Below are 21,811 nucleotides of genomic sequence, written 5' to 3' on the forward strand. Positions count from 1 at the left end.
ACTTGGAGTTTGATAAAGCTTTACGCTAGCAGTATTACAAGACAGAGTCTAGGAAGAGCATGAGGTAAAAGCCTGCTAGGAAGCCCAGCGTGATCTTTAGAGGGGGTTCCTCCTCACGGTATATCTCGGGTATCGCTTCCTTTAAAGTAACGTATATCATCGCGCCCCCCGCAAAGCTTAGCCCGACTGGTAGAAGCCAGCTTGCCGCTGTAAACATGAGAGTTCCCAAAAGCGCTGTTATTGTTTCGCTAACTCCACTTAAAACTCCAATTAAGAAGCCGTATCGCTTCCCCCTGGAGGCAGAAACTGGTAAGGCTACAGCCAAACCCTCAGGGATGTCTTGCAAGCCTATAGCAATCGCCGTAGCTAGACCCACAGGGATAGAGTAAGCGATCGACGTGCCGACAGCCAGCCCCTCGGGCAGGTTGTGTATTATCACGGCCAGAGCTATGAGCCAGGCCTTCTTTAGGATCTTTTTCCCAGCTGGAGGCCCCTCATAGCCTTTAACCAGGTGCTCGTGAGGGACCAGTCGGTCGGTTAGGTGGATCGCTATTACGCCAAGAGCAATTCCCAGTGCCACGGTTGGAAACCCGGAGAGACTTATCGCCGGCAATATTAGGCTGGTAAAGCTTGCGACCAGCATGACGCCAGCTGCAAAGGCAAGGGAGAGAGACATGTCTAGGTCTTTCCCGCGAAAGAAAAATACCCCTAGAGAGCCTAGACTTGTAGTGAAAGCCACGAACAGGCCGGCTAGCAGGCTTCCCATTATCAAGTTTCCTCCGATAATGCTCTCGAAAAGCGATACAAGCCAATCAACCACGCGTCCAAAACCCCCTTTTAAAGAAAAATGTTTCTATAAGACCCTTAACTGACCACTTCCTGTTTAAAGGGGTCTATATTAACCCTCCTCAGCACCATTACGGCAAGCGCCGTGAAGACAGCAGCTATAGGGCCCCAGACCACAAGACCTGTCGTGTACTCGTATCCATCGAATGGTGGGAGAGATGCCAGGTATCCTATGAAGAGATACGTTAGGGATTGAGAGATATTGATTGGTATACCCTCAAAACCCGTGAAAAGACCTGCCCTGTTCAAGCCCGTCTTAATCTCGTTCAAGTGGACGAGATCCGCCATAACCGCGTAAGGGAAGAGCTCATAGGCTGAAATCCCTATAGCGCCTAGGATGATGGCGAGCATTCCCATGGTTATCCTGATGGCCTCACTCGTTACGAGGGCTGGTAGGGGTGCCATGAGAAGCCCTGCCATTAAAATTATAGCTGCCCTCGTCAGAGCTTGGCCCTTACCCATCCTTCGGGCGAGGCGGGCCCAGAACGGAAACGCACCCATTACAAATACGACCATAACAATACCGAAAACCACTGAAGCTAGGTTTTGGCCTAGTCCAATCACGGCACTCACGTATTTAACTATGAGGGCTACGACCATTGTCTCTGCGGCCGACATCAGCATACGGACAGTTTCCCATCCTATATACTCCTTGAATCTAAAAATGTCAAGTATATCTCTAGTTATCTTGGGTGTTAGAGCTGTCTTCTGCTCAACCGGGATGAGGAATACGCTGGGCATATAGAGGGCTATCTCGAGCACTGCGAAAGCCGCCATGACCGGTAAGAGTAGACCCCCCTTGTAGAGTGTAGGGACAAGGAAGCTGAAAACTACACCCACAGTATTGCCCAGCATATTAGAAATGTTTTGCAGAGTTGTTATGGTTATTCTCTCGCCAGGCTCAGTTATCTCGGGCATCCAGGCCTGGAAGGGTGTAAGCAGGTAGCCGTAGAAGAAGTTGAAGGCCGCGTTCCAGAAGGCACCCCAATAGAAGAGCGCCGTCTTGTCGTCGATGGATATAAAGTAGAATGGAGTAAAGTATAGGAGGGCTGACAAGGCCAGCATCGGGGCTCCTGTGATGATGAAGGGCTTCCTTTTCCCGAGCCTCGTCCTGGTTATGTCGCTAAGGTAACCCATCACTATAGAGTTCACAAGGATTGCGATTTTACCGATGGCGTTGACTACACCGCTCAGTGCGGGGTCGAGCTTGAAAACATCCCAGTAGACGTAGAATCCCGCGAAACTGAAAGCACTTAAGAGGGTTGTGGAGCCTAGCCTGGCAATACCGTATGAAAACTTCTGGAGCTTTGTGAGCACATGAAGAATACTGAGGTATATTAATTTATACCTTTAGGTAAATAGGAGCTGTTAAAGCGGATATTATGTTCTCCATATGGTATGGGTCGTCGATGGCCTGGGCCTCCCTCACCAGCTCGGCCCTGACATAAGGCGAGGAGAGGTGGATCTGGAAAACCTTCTCGAATACATCACTGTCCAACACTCCGCTTGCGACGACTTCTCCGCCGCTTATTACCCTGTAGCTCTGGCCTCTCCCACCCTCAGCTCGTAGACGTAGCTTTACTTCCTTTGAATTAACAATCCCACCTAGAGGGTAGTGCTTCCCATCAGCGTAAGCCTCCAAAGTGATGCGGGGGCCTGAAGGAGACTCTGATACGAATACCCTCTGCTTCCTTAAACCGTCGAGGAGCCCCTCCTCGCTGAGCTTGTCCACGTAAACCCACGTGGTGGGAGTACCAGGTAGTAGAATACTCGTCTTACCCCTCATCTCGTGGGCATCGCTCCCACCGACCAAGCCTATCCTAAAACCATTATTCAGGAGCTGATCCCACTTGCGGAGCGAGACATAATTGTTAAACTCCCAGACTGAGTGGAAGACCTCTAAGCTGTCCGCGAAAGAGAGATTCCCGAACTCCCAATCGGGACCCAGGGGCTTAGGATGATTTATTGATAAGAAGGCGCCACGGCTCCTGAGATAGGCTACAACCTCCTTGAGTTCCTCATCCAATCGTATCCGGAACTCTGGAATCTCCGAGACCCCGTAAACGTTCATGTGACCTCTATATGTTGTAAGCTCTACACCCCTCAAGAAGAAGACTTTCCCCAAGAACCTGCTACGAAAGCCGAGCTCTGCTATATGGGAAACAACGTTGTGATCGGTCACGGAGACGAAGTCAAGGCCTAGCGAGCCCGCAACTTCTGCTATCTGGTCAAGCGTCGAGTCACCGTCACTGTGGACGGAGTGCATGTGTAGATCGCCTTTAACCCAGCCTCTAGGACTGTCTCCCTGTACTAATTCACTTGTTTCAGGAAGGCTTTGGCTTGAAGTTTTCAGGCAGCCCTCGTAGACCCTTACCTTGACCCTGTACCTTAAACCTTGGTCTGGGATCTTGTATAAGCCTAGTATGACTTTCCATTCTCCTGGAGGGATATCCCCGGGGAGATAGCTCGGCGTAGCCGCCTCTCTTGAAACGGTGAAAGACTTCTTATTGGACCCGCTCCACCCTCTTAGGTTCTTCATCCCTGTGATGAGGTCCACGGTGCCCGGCTGGAACAAGCCGATGTCCACCGTGGTCTCTCCAGGACCTTTTCCCTGATACTCGTACTCAACCTCTATCGTGCACGCTTTCTCAGGAACGGTGAAGAGGAGATAAAGGAAGCCGAGACGCTTCTCGGGACCAGCGTCACCGGTGAACTCATAGTCTGCCAAAATCCCGCTTTTTCCCGACATCACCTTTTACTACCCTAAAACCATATATTTACTATTACATTAGCCTTTTAAATCAAAGGTGGCTTTAGGTCTCGGTGCCCCTATGAAGCTGGTAACGCTACGTGTCTCGGGGATAGGATGCGCCAGCTGTGTTGCCCCAGTCAAAGAGCACTTCCTGAGGATTCCTAGCGTGCAGGCCGTACACGTGTTAGGGAGTAGGGTTTACCTCATTTTGGGCGATAACGATAACGTCCAGAGGCTGATACTGGATAGTGGTGCCGCCGAGTACTACAGCATCAAAATAGAGGGGATAGAGGAAGTCTCGAGCATCCAAGAGGGATTGGAAAGGATTAGGAGAAGCGATAGGCTCGTTTTATCACTGCCCGGAAGCTAAACGGTCAATCTCAGGGCTTTATCTAAATCTTCTAGAAACTGTTTTAAATCGTCAAGCGGTATCCTAGCACCTGCTGCAGCCGCGTGCCCGCCCCCGTGCCCACCATACTTGGGTGCAAGAATCCTGAGAGCCTTGTTCAAGTCTACCCTTTCATCGCGAGCCCTGAGACTCATGATTGCCCAGTTTCCTCTAACCTCAACGGCAACTCCAACCTTCTTCCCTCTTAACACCGCGGCATAAAAAGCTGTGACTCCGAGGCTGGCTCCCGGGTCGATAACGTAGGCGATGTTTTCAAGGCTCTGGACAATCTCGGGTAGCCTCTCACGAGCCTCTTCGAGTATGCGGGCTTGTTTTCGGGCAGCCTCAACCAGGAAGTCCAACTGGGATGGCAATTTGTTCAATGCAAGTTCTTCTACAACAAGCCTCTTCTTTTCGTGATCCCTCCTTATGGCTTCGAGGCCTAGCGTCAGAGTACCGGCCTCGAGGAAAAGGGATCTGATGTCCCAGTCCCTGATTTTCTCCTTGAAGAACGGGGTCGTTATGGCATAGTCGCCTATGGCCCCGTAGAGTGCAACCCTACTCATCTCGCTGGGAGGATTGAAGAACCTGTAAGCTAGCTCTGCCGTGCAGGGGCCCTCCTCATGGAAGACCTTGACGCCTGAGGCCCTTAGCAGGTCGAGTGCGCCTTCGGGCGGCGGATGATGGTCTATATAAATGGCTTCTTTAAATTCGTGGAGCCTTAAGGCTAGTTCTCTCCACAGTCTCTCGTCAAGGGATATGTCAAGTATTATGACGCTTTCAGCCTCCCCCCTGAACTCGTCCAGGTCACCCAGGATGCCTACGGGGTGCGTAAAAACAACTCGACCATGTACGACGGAGCGTGCAATAGCAGCCGAGGTGACGCCGTCAGTGTCTCCGTGAGCTAGTATGAGAAAATCCGACATTTCCCCTAGGCCGGCTTCACGAACCCCCACTTCTCGATAGCTCGCGCGAGCTCTCTATGGGTCTTCGCGTACTCTGCGAGGTCTGTGCCCTCAATCGCTGCCTCGACGGCTTGTCTAGCAGCTGCAGCGCCAGCTCTCGGTCCATCTGGGTGCCCGACGACGCCTCCCCCAACCTGTATGACTAGATCCAAACCCATACTCCTTATGACTTCTGGGAGCGTGCCGGGGTGTAGTCCTCCACTCGATACGGGGAAGGAGGGCTTGAACTCGTTTAGGGGCTGCTCAAGGTGGAAGACGTCGTCACTGTCGGGCGTGTAAACGGGATCTCTTAGAACCCTTGCATTCCTAACAACGTCCACCGTCTTCGCCTCCAGCTTCCCGACCTCGGGGGTTCCGACGTGTAGCTGGTCTATACCTATAATCCTGTAGAGCTTGGCGAGGGTGAACATGGAGATGCCGTGGTAGGGGTTCCTCGTGAAAGCTGCATGCATCGCCCTGTGGCCGTGGATAGCGAGGCCATACTCCTCTGCCAGGTCCCGGATATATGTGAGCGCCGACCACCCCGTTATAACCACGTCCACCATTATATACGGGTTCCCGTAGTCTGCTACCAGCTTCAGTCTCCGCTCCATCTCTCTGACGTCAGCCGTGATGTTTGCAAACCAAGCCTTCCTTTCACCCGTCTCCTTTTCAGCCCTGTCAATGGACTTCATGATAGCCTTGGCCCTCTCCTCAAACCTACAGAAGCTGGGGCTAGCGATGTTCTCGTCATCCTTGACGTAGTCCATACCCCCTATAAGCAGATCGTATGCAAGCTTCTCCACCTCGTCGGGCGAATACCCGACCTTGGGTTTAGGAACGGTTCCGATAATCGGCCTCTTGCTAATCCTCATGACTTCCCTTATCCCATTTATCCCCTTTGAGGGCCCCTTGAACCCCTTTAGGAAAACGGGCGGGAGATATATGTCCTCAACTCTTAGGCCCTTCACTCGCCTCATGCCGAAAATATTCCCGGCAACAGACGCTAGAAAGGCGGGCATGTTCGCCTCTTCAAAAAGCTCGACAGGGTAAGCTATCCTCACAAGGTATGAGCCATCCCCTAGATCCTTGTACTCATAGGCCTTACCCTTCAAACGGTCTAGTCTAGACTGGTCGTACCACTGGTAGAGAGTCGTCCAGGTCCCGACGCTGCTCTCTGCAGCCACACCGCCAGCTGCGTCGTCAACGGTAAAGCCCTCGCTCGGGGTTAGACGGAAAGTAACTATAACCTCGTTCTTTGGGTCTGGAGTGTACCCCCACTTCACGAATTCAGGATAAGGCTCAAATTCTTCCGGCATCTGATATCAAATATATCTTTACGGAAAGGGCGAATAAATACCCTTTGGTTATAGTTGAGGCAAAACACCTTGAAGCAAAGACCATATTTATCTGGATCAACATATCTAGCACATGACGCACGAGATCCAGGAAAAAATAATAGAGGTTTACAACAAGATCATTGAGAGCGTCGTAGGCGTGTCTACTCTACGCGTCATAGACCTCATATTTACCCAAGCCCCCATCACGGGTTTCGGGTCGGGAGTCGTAGTGGACTCCGACGGGCTCATAGCCACTAACTCACACGTAGTCGAGGGTTTTGAGAAAATAGTAGTTACCGACCCGCATGGCGATACCTTCCCAGCAGAGATAGTTGCGGAGGACCCTCAATGGGACATAGCTTTCCTGAAAGCCGAGGGAGGAGACTTTAAGCCGGCGAAGCTCGGCGACAGTGACAACGTGAAAATAGGCCAGATAGTCCTAGCCATTGGAAATCCATTCGGCCAGATACTCGGCGGACCCTCGCTAACCTTTGGCGTCATCAGCGGCCTCAAGAGAACTCTTCGGGTAGAAGGGAAGGTTTACGAGAATATGATTCAGACAGATGCCGCGATAAACCCCGGGAACAGCGGTGGCCCGCTTGTAAACCTCGATGAAGAGGTTATCGGGATAACGACAGCGATGATACCCTTTGCCCAAGGAATCGGCTTCGCGATTCCCGTCAACGAGGTCAAATGGGCCCTCGAGCAGGTGAGACAGTATGGTAGAATTGTGAGGCCCTGGATCGGCATATTCGGAATCGACGTCACACAAATGGTTGCCAGGCAGCTCAATCTCCCCGAACCTGGAGGAGTCTTGATAGTCCGAGTAGTACCCGGTGCTCCAGCACACCGTGCAGGAATAAGGGCCGGGGATCTGATAATCGAGGCCAACGGGAAGAAGCTCGAGGGTGTTGCTCATCTCGCCCGGGTTCTGCGAGAGATAGGCATAGGAGGAGTTGTAGAGCTTAAAATCCTACGACACGGCGTATACAGGATTATAAATGTCCGCGTGGAAGGAATTTCAACCCAATAATCCTGATTAAACTAGGAAAAACAAAAATCCTATCTCCTGTTTAGTTGGAGCCTCCACTTGTACGCTAGGATTTTTCAGCCCCTATAGTGTTTTGCCATTTCCTCGTTTCCAGGCATAGCGAGGATTGCATCCCACACCTCTTCGGCCTGCTTCTCGGACTTCGTTCTGGGATCCAGCATGAGCCAGTCTATGAGGATCTGCCTCCCGCCCTCAAGGAAGGCTGTCAGGGTCATTTCCATTCTTAGCATGCGCGGCCAGAGAACAGACTTGAGGATCTTCCCGGGAACCCTTAACCCTTGAGGCCTCCTAACTCCTTTCGCGGATACCTCTGCGGGGATCTCGACCGCGACATCGTTGGGTATGCCGTCAATCGCCCCATCGTTGGGGACATTGACCTGATAGGTCGCAGGCTCGTCGTTCGCTATAGAGCTTATGATTGGGATGAGGGACTCATCTGTCCTCGAGGCTGGGAAGAAGGGAGCTATAGGCATGCGTGGATCCTCGGCTAGCCTCTCAAGGTAGCTCGAGTACCACTCGTGGTGGGCAAGGTATAGCATCCAGCCTATCTCGCTGTCAGGGCCTCCCGTGGGACCGAACCAATACTGCTTGGTCTTTAGGTCCCAGTGATACGCCCATGTTCCACCTCTAACCGTGTCGCCGATTGGGAATAAGCCGTAACGCTTGTACATGTCGACTGCGGCTGGGCTCAAGTGTATGTCGAAGGGGTTGCGTTGGCTGAGCCTCCACTTCCTCCAGTATTCTTGGGCTTTTTTCTCGATCCACTCGTCCAGGAGTGGATAGAGGTTCCTCCCCTTGGAGGTAAACTTTGTCAACCATATGACGTGGTTGAAGCCTATCATCTCTGCCTCCACGTCCTCCGGTTTAAAGCCAAGTATGCCGGCTATCTCCTTATAGGCGAGGTGCCCGTGACACAGCCCAATGACGTTGACCTTCACCTCTCGTGATATCAGCGTAGTGAGCTCGAAGACGGGGTTAGCCAGTTGCAGGAGCCATGCTCCGGGGGCGTACTGTTCGACGTCCCTTGCTATGTCTAGTGCCAGCTTGAATTGGTAGTAGCCCCATATGGTGTGGTAGTCCGAGACCATGTTCCACTCCGTGCTGTTCACACCCCGGTAGTAGCCGTGCTTCTCGGAGATCTCCCGCATCGCCTCGTAGTATCCGTGCCCACCATACATGGCCGTGTTTACGACGAAGTCAGCGTCCTTGATTGCCTCCTTCCTGTTAGTAGTCAGATGGAACTTGTAGTCTACGCCAAGCTCTGAGGAGTATTTCCTTGCGAATGCGCCTACTCTCTTAAGACGGGTCTCGTCTATGTCCATAAGGTAGACTTCGCTCCCTAGGAGGGTGGGGGTATGGAGAAGATCGTGGACCACGGTTGAACTCCAAGCTATGCTTCCCGCGCCTATAACGGCGATCTTGACTTTTGTCACAACTTCATAAATTGTATTAAGAAATAACTTTTTCTTATTAAGAACTAGTCTTTAAGAGGCGTCTTTAAGAGGCGGAACGTTAACTCTACACCGTCTCATTATCAAGGCTGAACAGCCTCGACGCTCAGCACCTTGAGGGTTGCTTTTCTCAACAACAGGAGCGTTGTAAGTCTAATAGCGGGGAACAGCAGCAAAAATAAGATTATAGCAACGGGATTAGCATATGGGGGACGAACACGTATATTAACAAAGGAAAGACCCGATGATAAAACATCTAATATCGCAACGGCCTTGAAGAGACCCTCCTTCGTCAGCGAGCCCAGTTCTAAGAGGAACATTATCATCCCCACCCATCCGAGCAGCATCCCTAAACCCATCACGAGTAGCGTTGCTACTAGCCCGAGTATGATAATTACCAGCAATCCCTGGTATCCCTCTCGTGCACTAGGATGCTTCACAATCATCCCTGGCAAAGGCGTCGTCCCGTTGGAGGTTATAACAGCTAGGATGATTAGCGTAGCAGAGATCGCTCCAAAAATGAAGCCGGCATAGTAACCATACTTCAGAAGCTTTGAGGGAGTTGAAAGGGTGCTGCTCCACTTGGCCAGCCTACCCGCTGAGGGTATAAGGTAGAAGAGGATAGCGATAAGCCCTAGAACAAATCCGACGAGGGCTAAAACGCCCCCGATAACCGACAATACTAGATATCTTTGCAGAGAAGCCATAATCTCTTCGAGAATATGCTGGGAGGTCGCGTACGCGGTCAGGGAGTAAAGCAACATAGTATATGGAGCTAAAAAGATCGAAGATATCACTTCTAGAACATAAGATATGATGCTTATCTCAGAATATTTTTTGAGAAGATTCAATCCATACCTGTAGTCGTCGGCCTGGAGAACCTGCATAACTCAACCCCGATTCAATTTTGATATCAACTAATAAAACGCTGACGCCGAACACGCCTATAGGAAAACATATTTAGAAGCTTTAGAGGGTCACTCAGCGAGAAGCTTTACTATCCTATTCAGGTATTCCAGGCCCTTCAAGTACGTTTGCTTACCTACCTCCTCTAGGCAATACATGCTCTTACCCTCCTCGCTTGTCTTACGCCTGACTAGCCCTTCTCTCTCCATCCTGTATAGAACAGTGTAAAGGTAAACAGTGTTAACCTTTATGGAGAACTTTTCCTTAAGTCTCTTCTTTAATTCTGTAACACTCAATCCATCTTCGTGTAGCAGGATATTAGCCACATATATCCATAGAACCTCGTTTTCAAGCTTCCTCTTAAGCCTCTTGAAAGCCTTCAAAGACACTTCTGAAGCCACGATCAGAGAAAAGCCAAAAGCTTATTAATAACTCTTCTAGAAGGTTTTCTGTATAAAAAAATTCATACGTGATTCGTATGGGAAAGATAAGGGTGGGACTTGTAGGGATAGGGAACTGTGCCTCAGCCATAGTTCAAAGCGTTTTCCTCGCGAAGAAAAGGCCTTTAAGGGGTATCCTTTTCGAAGAGATAGGAGGCTACAGGGTACAGGACATTGACTTTGTTTTCGCTGCCGACGTGGATACAAGGAAGATAGGTAAAGATCTTGGCCAGGCAATATTCGAGGGCTCCAACCTCTTCCCCCGGTTGGTGGAAGATATAGAGACGGGAGTAAAGGTCACAGCGGGGCCTGTCCTTGATGGAGTTGCAGAGCACATGAGGCCTTTCTTCGCGCCGCACTCGCGAGACGTCTCAATGGACGAAATTGTTAAGGCCATGAGAGACGCTGGGGTCGAGGTCGTAGTGAATATGCTGCCGGTGGGCTCTGAGCTTGCTACACGCTTCTATGCCGAGGCTACGCTCAGAGCTGGCGCGGCCTTCATAAACGGCATCCCTGTCTTCATAGCAAGTGACCCTACGGGTGAATGGCAGGAGAAGTACAGGCGAGCCGGGCTACCTCTACTTGGAGACGACGTGAAAGGACAGTTTGGGGCCACGATTCTCCACTCAGCTCTCACAGCTTTGATGCGTGAGAGAGGCCTTCTCGTAGAGGAGACCTACCAGCTGAACATAGGGGGTAATACGGACTTCCTCAACATGAAGGAGGAAGAAAGGCTCCGGAGCAAGAGGGAGAGCAAGACTAGCGCTGTCGCATACACGCTTTTCAACGCAGAGGAGATTATCCGGTCACAGAGAATAAGGATTGGTCCAAGCGACTGGGTACCATTCCTAGGGAATACCAAGGTGGCCTACATATACATCAAGGCGACATCATTCCTCGGATTACCCGTGGAGCTCGACGTCAAGCTCAAGGTAGACGATAAGAGCATGTTTGCCGCTTCAATGGTAGACGCTATAAGGCTGGCGAAGCTGGCACTTGACAACGGACTATCCGGGCCCATACACGAGGCCAGTGCATACTACTTTAAACACCCGCCGAGACCTGTCTCGTCGCCTTACGAGGCTAAGAGAATGCTGGAAGAGTTTATAGCAAGGTACGGGGCAGCACAGGCCTAGATCCCACACTGATACAAGATACAACTATATACGTATAAAACAAGTGATCTTCGAGACAAAATGTTTGATGATGCACTGAGCGATGAGAGGTTTAAGAAAGTCATCGAGAAAGCCATAGGCTACTATAGGCACTCACACCACGATATCTCCCACGTTGAACGCGTCTATAATTTAGCCCTCAGGATAGCACGCGAGATCGGAGAGCCGGTCGACCTAGACGTTCTGAGAGCTGCTGTGATACTACACGACATAGCGAGGTCGATGGAGGACGAGGGTGTTATAGATGACCATGCAGCTAAAGGCGCTGAGCTCGCCAGAGAGATTCTCCGCGAGGCTGGCTTCGAGGAGGAGAAGATCGAGAAGGTTGCCTACAGCATCGCCTCCCACAGGTTCAGGAACGGTGTAAAGCCAGACCTAATCGAGGCCCAGATATTACAGGACGCTGACAGGCTCGACATGATAGGGGCTATAGGCATAGCCAGGGCCTTCGCGAGGGGCGGTTGGTCCAACACGCCCTTCTATGATCCAGCAAAGCCGCCGAAGAACAACTATGACGGCCGCTCTGAAACCGTTATAAACCACTTCTACGAGAAGCTTTTGAAGATAAAGGACACCCTGAACACCGAGCCCGCTAAGAAAATAGCAGAGGAGAGGCATAGGTTCATGCTCCTATTCCTTGAGAGATTCATGAAGGAGTGGCGTGGAGAACTATAAGGTGTTCTTGCGAGAAACTATTCGTTAAACAAGCAGCCCTGGATCTTGCTTTTAGTGCGTTCGGCTTTTAAATATCATTATAATACATTATTGTATGGTAGGCGTGCTTTCAGAGGAGGAGAAAAAGAAAATTCTAAGAACCTTGAGAGAGGATGAAGAGTTTAGGTACGCTGTAGCAGGCTTACTAGGGCTCGACACAATCCTTAACGAGCTAAGAATGCTTAGAGCGGACTTCCAGCGCCACCTCGAGCTTGAGGAGATGAGGTGGAGGGAAAATGACAAGAGGTGGGAAGAAAACAATAAGCGGTGGGAAGAAAATAATCGCAGGTGGGAAGAAAACAACAAAAGATGGGAGGAAAACAACAGGAGATGGGAGGAGGCTTATAAGAGGTTCGAAGCTATTGAGGCAGAGTTAAAAAAGCTGCGGGAAGACCACAACAAGCTTCGGGAGGACTTCAACAGGCAGTTCGAGCTTTTCAGCAAGAGGCTCGACTCATTCGAGAGGCGTCTCATAGCCATGGGGGCTAGGTGGGGAGTTGAAAGCGAGGAGACTTTCAGGGAGGCTATGAAGAATATAGTTGAGGAGATACTTGGCGCTGGCAAGGTGGAAAAGTGGAGAGTCCTCGATGAGGAGGGGGTAGTCCTCGGCTACAAGGCTGAAGTGGAGGTAGACGTGCTCATCAAGGATAAAGTGCACATCCTGATAGAGGTAAAGTCCAGCGCGTCAGAGAGCGACGTGTTTAAGCTATGGAGAATTGGAAAACTTTACGAGAAAAAGACCGGTGTAAAGCCTAGACTTGTCATGGTGACGCCTTTCCCAACGGATAAGGCTCTGGAGGCCGCGAAAAATCTCGGAGTAGAGATCTACACGAGAACATAGGCATAGACGCCCTCAAGCGAGGGACTCGTTCATTACGGTTTTCTCGTTTTAATCTATTTATCAATGTATTATTAGTGTACAATCCTAGGTGTGACCCAACGCCTCCCCAGTGAGGAGAAGGCCCCTTCAACAACCCTACAAGTCCGAAAAATCCACAATTTGTGCCGGCCAACCGGGATTCACTCACCAGCCATGTCTGCTTCAATGCAAGACATTTTTTATTCAGGTACCATACTCGATTACATGTGGCATGGAAGGCAATAACCATAATAGCAGTGGTACTCATAGCCTCCGCATTGTACTTGAACGACCTCGTCTCGTCGGCTGAGCGTATAAGCGTTGACGTGGAGAAAATAAGCGTCGTGAGCGTTGGGCTTCAAGCCGCCAACGTTAACCTCACACTGGCTTTCAACAACCCCTCAAACCACAAATACACTGCGGAAGTCGTCAATTATGACGTCTACATTGAGGGCGTGAAGGTCGGGAACGGCACCATTACAAACCTAGAAATACCGCCTGGAACCACACGTCAAAGCTCTACACTAACCCTGTACTACGCTAAGCTCGGGAAAGCCCTCATGAGCCTTTTAACCCAGGGCAAGATCGACATAACCGTTAACGGGACAGCAACAATTAAAGTCCTCTTCTTCCCCGTCCAGGTAAAGTTCTCCAAAACAAAGACCGTTAAGCCCTAGAGTCGCTACTGGGCTAAGGCAGTTGATCAACGTTTAAAAGTGGTTGGAGATAAAGCCCTTCATCGTAAGGGGCTTCCACGTGGCCGGAGCATCCTCTGAGAAAGTCTCAAGAGTACTCGAGGAGTTAACTTCACCATGCGTTTCGAAGATATACCCCTTACATTGCAGCAGCGACAACACTAGGAGCTATCTGTCCAGATTCCACTCTTAAGCCCATGGAGGCGGCGGAGATGGACTTGAGGTATCACTCGACGTGTAGTCGAGAAAGTGGCAGAGGCTTCGATTATCTTTGCTCACGTCCATGCCATTAAATCTTGGTTGGATAAAATTATAAGGTAGGTCCCACTAACAGCCTTTGTGGAAAGAGTTAGAATTGATGGTAAGGGGAGAGTCACAATCCCAAAGAGGCTGAGAGAAATACTTAACCTCAGGGAGGGCGAGGAAGTGCTCCTTGTGCCCGAGAAGGATGGACTCCTAATTAAGAGGGCCAGCGATCCCGAAGAAATCCTGGAGAGGCTTCTAGGAGACCTGACGTTTAGTAGGGAGCTGAGAAAAGTAGCGGAACAAGAGGCGCTAAGGGAAACTTCAATATGATCAAGGCGCTTCTCCGCCGGGTACAAAGTCGTCGCCGAGGGCCTCGAAGCCGTCAGAAAAGCCAGCCAGCAACTCCTCTAAGGACCCTTCTCTTTTCTGTATCACAATCAGTTTTTGATTAGGGGCGGTGTAGCGGGGAGACAAACCCCCCGGCTGTGGTGGCTTTTCAGCTTCACCATTGCTTGGCATCCAAGTATGCGAGAACCGCAAGGAGGAGCAGTTAGATGGCTGCGAAGGCAGAGGGTAGGCGTGCTTGGGAACGCCCTAGCCTTCCCTGACGTGTACCTGAGCCTTCGCTAGCCCCCCTTAAACAATACTAGGAGGATCCTCGCGCTTGTGGCTCCGAGACACAGCATGCAGTTTTGCGGAGGCTAAACAGTACATGTCTAGGAGGCTAGTATGAGCCTGGTTAGCGTCGAGGAGGAGCTGCTGGGGCTTGGAACCGTGTGAAGCAGGCTTGACCAGGCTCTCAGCCCGAATAGCAGTTTTAGGGGGCACGCGAGCTCTACCGTGTCTGCCGCTGGTACGTGGGTAGCGCTGGAAAGAAGGAGAATTAAAAAGTGGCTAACCACCAGTCGGACGGTGAACCTACTCAGCTTGATGGCAGGCGTGTTGAGCGGTGAGCAAGGCTCTCATTGTCGCTGTGCCGCTCAAACAAGAAGGTGCCGGTGTGTCACGATTTATTGCGTCCACCATAACCCAGTTTAGGCTGTCGTCTACACGACGGGGCTGGGAAGCAGCTAAGGAATGTATTCATCACTTAGCCCGCCTGGTAGAGATACCTAAGTTGTAGGGAATGGAGCGTAAGTCTTTATTTCTCCTTGGTGGCCATGCATGCTTCTGGAGTGTGACCCCTGGCTTCAGTACTGTTTAGGCCTCCGCCAGCTAAGTCTCGCCCCGATAGCCGTCTCGCTGCCACCCGTCCTCCTTTCAACAGCCGCTCTCATGGGCAAGCACCTCAGAGACATCTGCCACAATCCAGGCTAGGAGGGATCGACGCTTGAAGCAATCCTTGGAGAGAAAACGCCGTCAGCTACACTACACAGCCAGCACTAGCACTAACACTCGCGCCGCACCCCTACTCCCGCCCACACCTAAAATACTTCAAAACAAACCCGTACCGGATACCCTCTCAAGAGCAGCAATTCGCGTTGCCCTCTTCATCCTATTAGACGCGACCCCGATCCTCTGGAGGCAACCATAGATACTACCCAGAAGGATGCATCCCTTAGGGCTTGACCCGTGAGAGGCTTATCCACAAGAGATATAATGAGAGGGCTCCTTAACCATAACGACACCAGTATGCTGCTAGACGCGATCAGGATTTGGGCCGTGATAATGTACATCATCTACAGCCTCCCAGTCCTAGCCCTAGCCGCCCCCCATCCCGGATTCAACCCCCTTTGGGCGATATACGGTCTCCTCGGCGGCTCCATTATTGAGATCTTCTCCCACATGGTCAACGACTACTACGACTACGTCTACGGTGTAGACAGGCCCGGGGTCGGCACAGCCACCTACAGGAAGCACCCACTCGTCGAGGGTGTCTCGCTGAGAAGACACGCGGCCCAATGGTTAGCCCTCGCGGCTGGAGCCATTACAATGTCGCTCGCAGCATCATTCCTCGGGAGACCCTACACGCCCCTCTTCGCCTCCCTTGGCGTCCTACTCGCCTACGCGTATACAGGCCCGCCCTTTAAGCTGAAGTACCGCGGATTGGGGCACCTCAACCTTCTCCTCGGCTGGTGGCTCACAAGCTCTCCAGGCGTCTACTACATGGCCTGCGGCGAGCTATCCCTCCAACCCCTCCTAGTCTCACTCCCGCCCATCCTCCTCACGATAGCGGTGCTCATGGCCAACAACATCCGGGACATAGACACCGACCGTGCGGCGGGCGTCAAGACGCTCGAGACGATAATCGGCAAGAAAGCCTCCCGAGCCCTGTTCCTCCTCTACATAGCCGCCGCCTACATCATCCAGTCAGCCCTATCCCTATCGCTCGGCCCCACCCTGCTCCTCCCCCTCCTCTCGGCCCCCATGCTTGCCGGCGCCCTAAAGGTACTCCGTGAGCCGCCACCCACAGACGCCGACCCCCTTGTAGCCAGGCACACAATCCTCTTCAGCCTGCTTAGCGCCGTAGGGGTTGCACTGAGATGACACGCCACGTGCTACCCTGGTACGTGCCCCCAACCCTCCTGGCGAAGCAGCTCCTCTCAGCGGCCACGGTGGCAAAGGCGACCGGCTGGAGACTCAACGCCCGCTGGATAAGGGACGCGAAGCCCCTAGTCGAGACGGCCAACGGCGCCACAGGGATAGGCTGCTTCGGCTACCCGCCACACCCAGTCTACGAGGTTACAACGATGTGCAACCTCAGGTGCGCGCACTGTCACGCCGCGGCCGGCAGGCGGAGCCCCGGCGAGCTCGACACCCCGCAGGCCATGAAGGTCATCGAAAGCTTAACCACAGTAAGGGAATTCAGAACCCTCGTGTTCACGGGCGGAGAACCATTACTCAGGAAAGACATCTGGGAGCTCACCCATTACGCGAGGCAGCTAGGCTTCGGGGTAGTCTACGCGACGAACGCCACCCTCATAGACGAGGAGACAGCCGCGAGGATGGCCAAGCTCGACGTCCTGGGAGCCGCGGTAAGCCTCGACTCCACCAGGCCCGAAATCCACGACAAGATCAGGGGCGTCCCGGGCGCCTGGAGGAAAGCCGTCAAGGGGATAATAAACCTCAAAAAACAAGGACTCTACGTCCAGATAAACATAACAGCCAACAAGCTCAACCTCGACGAAATCCCCCAACTACTCAAGCTCTCAGACAAGCTGGGAGCACACGTCGTATTCCTTTACACGTTCGTCTCCTCAGGCCGAGGCACCGAAAACAAGTGGCTCTCCCTGACGCCAAGACAATTCTACACCCTAGCATTAACAGCAGCTAAGACACAGGAAGAAGTCCAGAGCCTCATAATACCCGTAGCAATGCCCTGGTACTACGCACTCCTAGCCGACAAGGCGAAACTCAACCCACAAATAGCCAAGAAATGGGTCTCAGGCTGCATAGCCGCGCGAGGAATGTTCTACATAAAACCCAACGGTGACGTATGGCCATGCGCGTTCCTACCACTAAAAGCCGGCAACCTGCTGGAGAAGCCCGCGGCCGCCATATGGCACGGACAACTATTCAACCAGATCAAAAACCGCGAAAACCTGGAAGAACCATGCCGGTCCTGCCCATACCGAGACATATGCGGGGGCTGCAGAGCAAGAGCATACATATCCACAGGAAGACTAACGGCACCCGACCCATTGTGCCCGCTCGTATCAAACAGGTCAGTACAGGAACAAACGAGAGCAAAATAATTATAACGAAGCTATAAGGTAAGATATTCATCTTATATTAGAATATATCATTGTTATATTGTAGTATAACTATCTTCTAAATGAATAAAACTCCATTATAATCCTGAATTCCCAGCATATTGAGAGACATCGGGGGACTACTTTAAAGACTTCCATAAATCAATGAGGAGCTCGGGAGCCTCCGTATGAACCGGGATCACCTCTCTAGGTTTGACCAGCTTAAACAGCTTCACCAGCTCATGCGGGTAATAATGGCCTGAGACCCTTAACCTATACGTCTGGACGCCCAGCCTGCCAAGCCACCTGAGCGCCGCAGCCTCCTCTGTCGCTTCCTCCGACTCGTGCTCAGAAAGCATAAGCAGTGCAAAGCCGCCCTTCAGACTCAACTCGCTTGGAATGGCCCTCGCGAAGTCGACAAGATCGAGGAGATCAGCTATCACTACGAACTTTGAGAGATCCCGAATCTCATCAGGGCTTATGAGGTGAATCCTTGACACCTTATCGGCTAGGCTGAGAGGCCTGGAAACGTTATCCATGGGGATGCCTAGCCCGGGAGCCCATGCCTCTAAGACATCTAAAAGCTTTGATGAAGCTAGAATAGCGTGCCTCCCAAAAGCCTTTACCTCATCTAGGATGAACGCTAGGAGATCTAGTTCAAGCCTATGAAGAGCAATTAGAAGTGGAGCGTTTAGCGAAAACACTCTCCGCAATATGTTTATAAGCTCATCCTTGCCCAGTGGAGTTACAGGCTTACCTATATTCGTTCCTTCAATTATCAGTTTATCGACACGCATGTCGCTTTCCCGTTCAAAGAACTCGAAGAAGCCACGGCCTTCCTCTCCCACACGTGAGAAAGACTCAAAGCGAAAGTCCCCTGTGTACAGGACTGTCTCATCACTCCCGAGGTAAAGGTAGGATGAGGCCGGGTACGCGCTGTGGCTGATCGGGAGAGCAATAACATCGTTCACGTCATGTACAAGTGGCTCTGCCTCATGGACTTGTAGATCATATCTTGGAGGAATATAGGCTAACCAGTCCGGGGAGTCTCTATACCACTCTTCCAGCAATGTAAGCCCTAAGCGTGAGGGAACCCTGACCTCGAGGCCTGAGGGGAGGTCGCCCAGGAGGCCAAGGTGATCCAGATGGTAGTGTGTCACGTAGAGTGCATCAACATCCTCCAGTTCACCGTAGGGTGGAAGCACCCCAATCTCCCTAAACTCCATGGGGCCTGAAGGCCTCAGGCGTGCCCCGTAGAACTTTTTAAAGAGGGAGAAACGCAGGCCCTGGTCGAACAACAGCTTCTTGTCCCCGTCGCGTATCTTGACGCAATTCCCACCTATCTCCCTTTGACCCTGTAAAACCTCTACCTCAACCACTAGCTTCACCCGGGAGCAGAAGGTATTTTATAACGCCTTTCTGCTGTACACGCATCTTCGAGAGGGGATCCTGGATCGCCACTAGCTGGGGCCTCCCGCTTCCAATGTTTGTCACGATGTAAAGCCAGTACTTCTCTCTCTGCGACTCGGCCATCCTATACTCCTCCTCCGTCAGCTCCGCGAGAAGCGAGGGGCCCTTGTGACCCTTCACCTCTATGAACCGCTCCTCGCCAGTCCCCGGGTCCCTGCTGTAGATGTCGTAGTGCTCGTGCTGGCTCACGTCCACAGGCTCCCGCCCCCGGTTCCTCTCGTACTCCATCGCCACCCTCATCGCCTCCTGCTCGACCTGCCTGCGCTCCTCCATACTCATCTCCGCTTCAACGGCGAGAGCGCCGGGGCTAGTGAATCGTATCACACCGATAAGCCTAGGGTCACCCAGAGTATACTTATTGAAGGGATCAGTATCCTTACCCACCCTTAGCCCCCTTTTGACGAGGCTTTCCCGATACCTCCTGTAGTCGCTTAGAAGGGTCTCAAGGACGTCTCGAGCCGTTCTCCTTAATTTCACATCATCGCTATGTTCTGATGATTGGAATTCCTGGGCCTCCAAGACAAGTTCACGCAATGTCAAAGACAGGAGTTTTAACAGCTCAGCACCCCTGATCACAGACCCAGCATCATCAACAGCAACTGGTTCACTGTAAACAACCCTCCCCTCTACATCCTTAAACGATAACTCGTAAACCCGTATTTCGCGCTCCGCCTCCCCTTTTGCAACGAGAAAAACCGGCTTTTGCAGGGAGACTTCCCCCAGAGCCCTCATGAGAGCGGACAATGCCCTCCACGTCTCGGATAATGGGATTGGAGTCCCGCCAATCGATTTAACAGCATAATCGCCTCCATACTCGTGGACAAGGTCGGGTCTAAGTCGCGAGAGAGACCTTATAAGATCTCCTGCGGCTTCCTTCGCCTCTTGCACAGTGGCAAAGCCCGTGCCCTTATACATAAATTCTGCTATTAGATCCCTGTCTGGCCTCTCTAAGCCTCCAACCTTCTTGAGATCCTCTTGGAGCTGAACTATAGTATTGTAGATCTGCTCGACAAGCCTCTCTAAAGCCTTTTCACCACCCTTTAGGTACTCGCTCCTGAGACGATACTCGGTAACCCTTGAAACCCGTTGACCACGCCTAACCACTGGTGGGGGAAGCTGTGCGCGCTGCTCAAGATCTATCACAAGCGCCTCTTCCCCTACGGGGGGCTTGTCAAGCTTGCCTAAAGCTCTCCCCATCGCTATGAGCTTGCTGTACAAAACTTTCAAAACGTCCATGTCACTATCCACTGCAAGAAAAACAGTGTACACTTTCACCTCTCTCCTCTGACCTAGCCTCCACACTCTGCCGATTCTCTGCTCTAACTTAACGGGAGACCAGGGTGGCTCGTAGTTAATGAGGATGTTGGCTACCTGGAGGTTTAGGCCCTCAGAGGCGACATCCGTTGCAACCAAGACCCTCCCACCGGGCTTCTCAAGCCATTTTTTCACGTTTGATAGTCTGTCCTCCTTCCGAGCGTCGTCACCCGTAAGAAGCCCGACTTTCTCCTGTCCTAATCTTTTAGCTAAGATCCTTGAAACATGCATTGCGGTGTCACGGAACTCAGTGAACACTATAACCTTCTCTCCTGAACCCACGTGCTGCTCTACAAGGTCAATCACGGCACTAAGCCTACTGTCATTCTCTAGAATATTCTTCGCAAGGTTTACCAGCGATTTCATCTCTTTGACATCATTCTCGGAAAAGTATGCTGAACAAGACTCCGCGAAATCCTCCACTATCTTGTCGGGGTCAGTATCACTCTCAAGCTCCTCAAAACCCAGACCCAAGACTGCCCTAGCCAGTCTCAACTGCTTCATGTTAAGTTTTCCAGGCCGGAGGAAGTCGTGACGCCCCAAATTGATTAAGGCCGCCCTCTTCGCTAGGATCTTCTCCATAGTGCTAATCGCGGCATAAGGGCTAGATGAAGCCCTCTTGAATATCAAGGCGTTCAGTAGGCCCAAGGCCCTCTGATCGGTTCCTGTAAGCTTGTGATAGTCAAGTATCTTTGTCCTGAGGAACTTGATAAGCCTCGAGTGAAACTCGACCTCGTCCCCTGTGGCCTGCACAACGACAGCCACAACCTTACACGGGGGAAAAACCTCCCTCCCCTCATACACATTGTTGACGTCAATCTTCGTCCGCCTAAAGATCAATACGTTGCGGGCACTCGCATGGAACTCTGGTCTATCTAGGGCCTTAAAGTCTTTTACAAGGTAAGGATCTAGGAGACGGAGCCTATTCAAGTAGTCCCTCGGATCCCCTCTATGGGGCGTCGCAGATAGAAAAAGCATATTCCTCTTAACGTCTGACGATATACTGGATACAAACCTTAACCTAAGCGTCTCACGACCAGTAGAGGGTAAGCTGAGCCTATGCGCCTCGTCGACTATAACGAGATCCCAATTCACCCTCTGTACTTCATCCCGATACCTTGACCTCTTAACTAGGTCGAGGGATGCGACATAAACTCCTCTAGAGAAGCTCCCCTCATTAAGACCCCTGAAGTTAGACCTCTCGATCCTCCTAGGTATTAAATTAAACCTCTCAAGCTCTAGGATCCACTGCCTAACAAGCACTCTTGGAACAAGAACAAGAACCCTTTCAGCGTATCCGAGCTCCATGAGCCTTTCCATTGCCAGGATAGCAGTAATCGTCTTACCTAGACCTATCTCGTCGGCTACAAACACCCTCAGCGGCTGCCGGAATAAAACCCTGGCGAGAAACTCCGCCTGATGAAGATACGGCGTTACCGGAGGATTCGCCTTAACCAGTGCCGAGAAGAATACAGGGTTATAATGCGAGTAAACCCTGAAAACCTCCCTGACCAGATCTACAGCCATC

23 protein-coding genes are annotated in these 21,811 nt (G+C 51.7%); 12 read left to right on the forward strand and 11 right to left on the reverse strand.

What is annotated here, in order from left to right:
• Window positions 1-34: 34 nt before the first annotated feature.
• The 3 genes from MA03_RS03595 to MA03_RS03605 form a co-directional block, all read right to left on the reverse strand.
• Complete coding sequence (locus tag MA03_RS03595) at window positions 35-766, reverse strand: ZIP family metal transporter (protein ID WP_191118776.1); 732 nt, start codon at window positions 764-766, stop codon at window positions 35-37.
• A 98-nt stretch (window positions 767-864) separates the two neighbouring features.
• Window positions 865-2,163 (reverse strand): MFS transporter, encoded by a 1,299-nt coding sequence (locus MA03_RS03600; protein WP_052883968.1) that lies wholly within the window; start codon window positions 2,161-2,163, stop codon window positions 865-867.
• Between the two features lie 25 nt (window positions 2,164-2,188).
• A complete protein-coding gene (locus MA03_RS03605) occupies window positions 2,189-3,595 on the reverse strand; it encodes a CehA/McbA family metallohydrolase (RefSeq protein WP_052883969.1) in 1,407 nt (468 codons plus the stop codon).
• Window positions 3,596-3,677: 82 nt separating this feature from the next.
• Between MA03_RS03605 and MA03_RS03610 the strand changes: the two genes are divergently transcribed.
• Window positions 3,678-3,968 carry a heavy-metal-associated domain-containing protein gene (locus MA03_RS03610; RefSeq protein WP_191118731.1) on the forward strand — a complete coding sequence of 97 codons (291 nt, stop codon included), beginning with the start codon at window positions 3,678-3,680 and terminating at the stop codon, window positions 3,966-3,968.
• On the opposite strand, the gene MA03_RS03615 is transcribed toward MA03_RS03610, so the two are convergent.
• Both MA03_RS03615 and rbcL read right to left on the reverse strand, forming a co-directional pair.
• Complete coding sequence (locus tag MA03_RS03615; protein ID WP_052883971.1) at window positions 3,965-4,912, reverse strand: DHHA1 domain-containing protein; 948 nt, start codon at window positions 4,910-4,912, stop codon at window positions 3,965-3,967. The genes MA03_RS03610 and MA03_RS03615 overlap by 4 nt on opposite strands.
• Before the next feature lie 5 nt (window positions 4,913-4,917).
• Window positions 4,918-6,249, reverse strand: a complete 1,332-nt coding sequence (gene rbcL, locus MA03_RS03620) for a type III ribulose-bisphosphate carboxylase (RefSeq protein WP_052883972.1) — start codon at window positions 6,247-6,249, stop codon at window positions 4,918-4,920.
• 112 nt (window positions 6,250-6,361) lie between these two features.
• Between rbcL and MA03_RS03625 the strand changes: the two genes are divergently transcribed.
• Window positions 6,362-7,303 carry a S1C family serine protease gene (locus tag MA03_RS03625; RefSeq protein ID WP_052883973.1) on the forward strand — a complete coding sequence of 314 codons (942 nt, stop codon included), beginning with the start codon at window positions 6,362-6,364 and terminating at the stop codon, window positions 7,301-7,303.
• 74 nt (window positions 7,304-7,377) lie between these two features.
• On the opposite strand, the gene MA03_RS03630 is transcribed toward MA03_RS03625, so the two are convergent.
• The 3 genes from MA03_RS03630 to MA03_RS03640 form a co-directional block, all read right to left on the reverse strand.
• Entirely contained in the window at window positions 7,378-8,754 is a 1,377-nt protein-coding gene (locus MA03_RS03630; RefSeq protein ID WP_191118733.1) for an alpha-glucosidase/alpha-galactosidase, read from the reverse strand.
• 101 nt (window positions 8,755-8,855) lie between these two features.
• Entirely contained in the window at window positions 8,856-9,659 is an 804-nt protein-coding gene (locus tag MA03_RS03635) for a hypothetical protein (protein ID WP_052883975.1), read from the reverse strand.
• Window positions 9,660-9,749: 90 nt separating this feature from the next.
• Window positions 9,750-10,079, reverse strand: coding sequence for a helix-turn-helix domain-containing protein (locus MA03_RS03640; protein ID WP_191118734.1), 330 nt, complete (start codon window positions 10,077-10,079; stop codon window positions 9,750-9,752).
• A 77-nt stretch (window positions 10,080-10,156) separates the two neighbouring features.
• Here MA03_RS03640 and MA03_RS03645 point away from each other — a divergent pair, with 77 nt between their 5' ends.
• From MA03_RS03645 to MA03_RS03665, 5 genes are all read left to right on the forward strand, one after another.
• Entirely contained in the window at window positions 10,157-11,254 is a 1,098-nt protein-coding gene (locus MA03_RS03645; RefSeq protein WP_052883977.1) for an inositol-3-phosphate synthase, read from the forward strand.
• Window positions 11,255-11,314: 60 nt separating this feature from the next.
• Window positions 11,315-11,968 carry an HD domain-containing protein gene (locus MA03_RS03650; RefSeq protein ID WP_052883978.1) on the forward strand — a complete coding sequence of 218 codons (654 nt, stop codon included), beginning with the start codon at window positions 11,315-11,317 and terminating at the stop codon, window positions 11,966-11,968.
• 94 nt (window positions 11,969-12,062) lie between these two features.
• On the forward strand, window positions 12,063-12,848 hold the full coding sequence (locus MA03_RS03655; RefSeq protein WP_052883979.1) for a PD-(D/E)XK nuclease family protein: 786 nt from the start codon (window positions 12,063-12,065) through the stop codon (window positions 12,846-12,848).
• Window positions 12,849-13,093: 245 nt separating this feature from the next.
• Window positions 13,094-13,543: an LEA type 2 family protein gene (locus MA03_RS03660; protein ID WP_052883980.1), complete on the forward strand. Its 450-nt coding sequence runs from the start codon at window positions 13,094-13,096 to the stop codon at window positions 13,541-13,543.
• 357 nt (window positions 13,544-13,900) lie between these two features.
• Complete coding sequence (locus MA03_RS03665) at window positions 13,901-14,137, forward strand: AbrB/MazE/SpoVT family DNA-binding domain-containing protein (protein ID WP_052883981.1); 237 nt, start codon at window positions 13,901-13,903, stop codon at window positions 14,135-14,137.
• A 306-nt stretch (window positions 14,138-14,443) separates the two neighbouring features.
• Here the strand turns inward: MA03_RS03665 and MA03_RS08615 are convergent, their stop codons facing one another.
• Complete coding sequence (locus MA03_RS08615; protein WP_191118735.1) at window positions 14,444-14,635, reverse strand: hypothetical protein; 192 nt, start codon at window positions 14,633-14,635, stop codon at window positions 14,444-14,446.
• 121 nt (window positions 14,636-14,756) lie between these two features.
• Between MA03_RS08615 and MA03_RS08620 the strand changes: the two genes are divergently transcribed.
• From MA03_RS08620 to MA03_RS03675, 5 genes are all read left to right on the forward strand, one after another.
• Complete coding sequence (locus MA03_RS08620; protein ID WP_191118736.1) at window positions 14,757-14,930, forward strand: hypothetical protein; 174 nt, start codon at window positions 14,757-14,759, stop codon at window positions 14,928-14,930.
• Window positions 14,931-14,971: 41 nt separating this feature from the next.
• The gene (locus MA03_RS08625; RefSeq protein ID WP_191118737.1) at window positions 14,972-15,124 is read left to right on the forward strand and encodes a hypothetical protein; all 153 of its coding nucleotides are present in this window, start codon (window positions 14,972-14,974) and stop codon (window positions 15,122-15,124) included.
• Between the two features lie 13 nt (window positions 15,125-15,137).
• On the forward strand, window positions 15,138-15,341 hold the full coding sequence (locus tag MA03_RS08630) for a hypothetical protein (protein ID WP_191118738.1): 204 nt from the start codon (window positions 15,138-15,140) through the stop codon (window positions 15,339-15,341).
• A 98-nt stretch (window positions 15,342-15,439) separates the two neighbouring features.
• A complete protein-coding gene (locus tag MA03_RS03670) occupies window positions 15,440-16,294 on the forward strand; it encodes a prenyltransferase (protein ID WP_191118739.1) in 855 nt (284 codons plus the stop codon).
• Window positions 16,291-17,502 (forward strand): radical SAM/SPASM domain-containing protein, encoded by a 1,212-nt coding sequence (locus tag MA03_RS03675; RefSeq protein WP_191118740.1) that lies wholly within the window; start codon window positions 16,291-16,293, stop codon window positions 17,500-17,502. The genes MA03_RS03670 and MA03_RS03675 overlap by 4 nt, the downstream gene beginning before the upstream one ends.
• A 137-nt stretch (window positions 17,503-17,639) precedes the next feature.
• On the opposite strand, the gene MA03_RS03680 is transcribed toward MA03_RS03675, so the two are convergent.
• Both MA03_RS03680 and MA03_RS03685 read right to left on the reverse strand, forming a co-directional pair.
• Window positions 17,640-18,878, reverse strand: a complete 1,239-nt coding sequence (locus tag MA03_RS03680; protein ID WP_191118741.1) for an MBL fold metallo-hydrolase — start codon at window positions 18,876-18,878, stop codon at window positions 17,640-17,642.
• Window positions 18,871-21,810 carry a protein NO VEIN domain-containing protein gene (locus MA03_RS03685; protein WP_052883985.1) on the reverse strand — a complete coding sequence of 980 codons (2,940 nt, stop codon included), beginning with the start codon at window positions 21,808-21,810 and terminating at the stop codon, window positions 18,871-18,873. The genes MA03_RS03680 and MA03_RS03685 overlap by 8 nt, the downstream gene beginning before the upstream one ends.
• Window position 21,811: the final 1 nt, after the last annotated feature.

The organism is Thermofilum uzonense, assembly GCF_000993805.1.
Taxonomy (GTDB): domain Archaea; phylum Thermoproteota; class Thermoprotei; order Thermofilales; family Thermofilaceae; genus Thermofilum; species Thermofilum uzonense.